Here is a 2,974-nt window from a genome sequence, read left to right as displayed (position 1 = left end):
ACCTTCCCAAAATCTATGGGACGGTTATTTGTCATTCCCTTTTACCAGTATAGCATCCTTCGATTGGTCCATTAATAATTAAATATTGACAACCTATTAGCTGGTATAGCTGAATGCAGAATCCCGTTTGAAGGGATTCATGAGCGTATGGACCGGTGTGGCGATGTTAATACCTCTTCTTTACACTTCGTTAAGATCCTTCTTGTAGTAATAGTGTTTATTTCCTAATGGAGCATCTTCGATGATTGCGATTACTTTATATCCATATTTTTTGTAAAATTCAGGAGCTTGAAAACTGAATGTATTTAATTTAATGAATGTACAACCCTTTTCTCTTGCTAATTGTTCTGCTTTTTCCAATAATTTTTTACCGAGTCCTTTTCCACGATGGTCATCATTCACCCATAAAATATCAATCTCCATCCAGTTCCAACATATTGCACTATTGAGACCGGCAATAACTTCTTCTTTGTCATCCTTCAAGCATAAATTAACTTCTTCATAAATACCGTTTGGTACATGTTTTGAATTGAACTCAATAAGTTTTTTTCTTACATAATTTGTTTCATCATTTGTGCTTTTAATTATCTTAGGGGCCTTTGACATAAGATCCTCCTGTAGATTAGTCTTATTCGTTGCATTAATTTCGTCTTACGTCTTATTTACGAATTCCTCAAGAATTGCTTACTTGTAGTTTTCGCGAATTTCTTGAACTCTCCTGCCAGTTACTTCAACAAACGAAAAAGGAGCTGCCGCGCGGCATGCTCCTCACTAATGTGCCCAGCATACTTTATCTTTTTTCAGCTACCACAAAAATGTAATCACCCATATCACTACTGTATCGGTCGATGACCTCTTGTATTCTTCCGTTTTCAATATCGGATTTCAGTCTAATACAACCAGCATGTATCTCATCCTGAGACGCCAAATTTGCAAAGGTAGAAATGCCCGCACGCACCTTTGGGTTTAGATACATGCTTGGTTCGTATTTGCCACTGTAAAGAAAAAAATCCTGCAAGTTTGGTTGGACTAAAAATGTTTCAAGTCCCTCGATTTTAAACCCCGCCTGCCTTAAATTATCAACTACTAGCGGAATCTTGGGCATCTGACTGCACGAATCCACCATTGCTTTAGGAAAATACTCGTTTAGCCAATAATGCTGCATTTGTTCTGGAGAGGAAGTAAAGAGTACAAACCTTCCTTTGCTCATAACCCTATACACCTGCTGGAATGCTTTATATAAATTTTCAAAATGGTGAATTGCCAAAATACATGTCACACCTGAGAATTCCCCATCTTGGTACGGCAAATTAATTACATCCGCTTTGTCCCAAGATACTTGATTGGATTTATTACGTGCTGTATGTAGCATTTCCTCTGATATGTCTATACCGGTCATATCCAGTCCCAATTGCGATAAGGCATAAGTATAATTCCCGGTTCCACAGGCTACATCAAGAATTCGTGAACTTTGAAAACCCTGAAGATTGTTAATTAATCGTTGTGTGATCTGTGGGTCTGCTTTACGTGACGTATCATATTCCACTCCAATTACATCGTATAATTCCATAAGATTATACCCCGCCTTCGCTCTGCTGAAATAGCCTTATATCCAATTTACCATTAAGCCGAATGTTACGGCGCTTTATCAATATTACTGCCCGTTTGAGCGAAGGAACGCGGTTCGGCAGTCCTTCGGTATTGCGCTATCGTGCCCGTAATAGCACAGTGTAGTACGACTGGTGCCCGATGAGAAACACATGCGTGTCGCATGGAGTAAAAAAGTTATTTTTTCTTTACTGGTATCCAAATTTCCCCAGTAATATGCCCTGCCATTCCATAATACATTTCGAAACTAGGGGCTTCAACCTATTCGTATTCAGATGTCGGAAACCACTCGGAATATATTCGTTCCCATAGTTTTTGTAAATCACATTGCGGATCCGGAAAAATAGCCCATGTTAATGCCGGGACAGAAAGTTTTGTAAATCTCTCTGGAATTTCAAGTCCCTTTGGTAAATGATAACCTATCATGTATTTGAAAGATTCTGCAGTGTGATCAGAGGAACTTCAGAAAATGCTGTTTGTCTGTCCGAATTTATAAGATCATAAACTCCAAACATCTTAAAAGACCTTTGTTTGTTCAATTCGATAATTCATTTCGATATCTCCTTTTATTGAAACTGTTAATATGGCTCTAGGGACAAATTTAGCAATCAAAAAGAAATCAGCAATCATTTATTGTGATACGTTTATAAAAATGGGTCGAAGGAGATGAATGATCTTGCCGCAAAGTTTAACCCCTTGCATAGTGATGGACGGTAACGCAAGAGAAGCAATTCACTTTTATGTAAAAGTACTCGAAGCCCAAGTCCTGCATGTCCAGACGTATGGTGAGATGCCAATGCCTTGTCCAGATGGTTTAAAGGAACGTGTTTCGAATGCGCTCCTAAGAATCGAAGAAAGCGAACTCATGTTATTCGATGCACCAAACCAACATGCTGCTAATGGATTTACAGGTGGCGACAAAGAGGAATTTCGTGGTTTGGACCCTATCGTTAATGCTGCTGTTGCCCTCAACATCTCGATACGTGACGTGGAGAAAACAAAGCGGACTTTTGAAGCTTTGCAGGATGGTGGTAAGGTAATCGCCCCTCTGGAAAGGGTTCCTTTTAGTCCGGCATTTGGTACTGTTACAGACAAGTTCGGTGTAACTTTCATACTTGTAACTCAACAGTCAAATTGATTTATTTATTCAAGACTTCTGATACGGCCCGCCTGTGGCCGTTTTTTTTTATAAACTTGTCGTTAGAGAGAATGACGTAGAAACGTTTCATAATAGTCTGTGGCTGCGTTATACTATCCGTTACTTCAACTAGAGTAAGGGACTGAATAATTTCAGCCCCTCCTCATCAAACCGTACGTGAGGTTTTCCCTCATACGGCTTTCCGATGTTCGTCATTCATGTGCATGC

Annotated in this window: 3 protein-coding genes and 1 pseudogene; 1 reads left to right on the top strand and 3 read right to left on the bottom strand. The window is 39.4% G+C overall.

Translation table 11 applies throughout. The annotated features are described in order from the left end of the window. Positions 1-180: 180 nt before the first annotated feature. From AC0YNV_RS40560 to AC0YNV_RS40550, 3 genes and pseudogenes are all read right to left on the bottom strand, one after another. Complete coding sequence (locus AC0YNV_RS40560; protein ID WP_475773114.1) at positions 181-606, bottom strand: GNAT family N-acetyltransferase; 426 nt, start codon at positions 604-606, stop codon at positions 181-183. 184 nt (positions 607-790) lie between these two features. Beyond that, positions 791-1,570: a class I SAM-dependent methyltransferase gene (locus AC0YNV_RS40555; RefSeq protein ID WP_475773113.1), complete on the bottom strand. Its 780-nt coding sequence runs from the start codon at positions 1,568-1,570 to the stop codon at positions 791-793. Positions 1,571-1,869: 299 nt separating this feature from the next. Continuing rightward, positions 1,870-2,046 (bottom strand): annotated as a pseudogene (locus AC0YNV_RS40550) (GyrI-like domain-containing protein); the annotation flags it as partial. Between the two features lie 238 nt (positions 2,047-2,284). Here AC0YNV_RS40550 and AC0YNV_RS40545 point away from each other — a divergent pair. Next, on the top strand, positions 2,285-2,746 hold the full coding sequence (locus tag AC0YNV_RS40545) for a VOC family protein (protein WP_475773112.1): 462 nt from the start codon (positions 2,285-2,287) through the stop codon (positions 2,744-2,746). Positions 2,747-2,974 lie beyond the last annotated feature (228 nt).

The sequence above is a fragment of the Paenibacillus sp. JT31N11 genome (genome assembly GCF_056269285.1).
This window is presented reverse-complemented; position numbering and strand designations above follow the sequence as displayed.

Bases quoted from the DNA above. Each gene is read 5' to 3' on its own strand.
- AC0YNV_RS40560 (WP_475773114.1), bottom strand. From the start codon at position 606: ATGTCAAAGGCCCCTAAGATAATTAAAAGCACAAATGATGAAACAAAT.
- AC0YNV_RS40555 (WP_475773113.1), bottom strand. From the start codon at position 1,570: ATGGAATTATACGATGTAATTGGAGTGGAATATGATACGTCACGTAAA.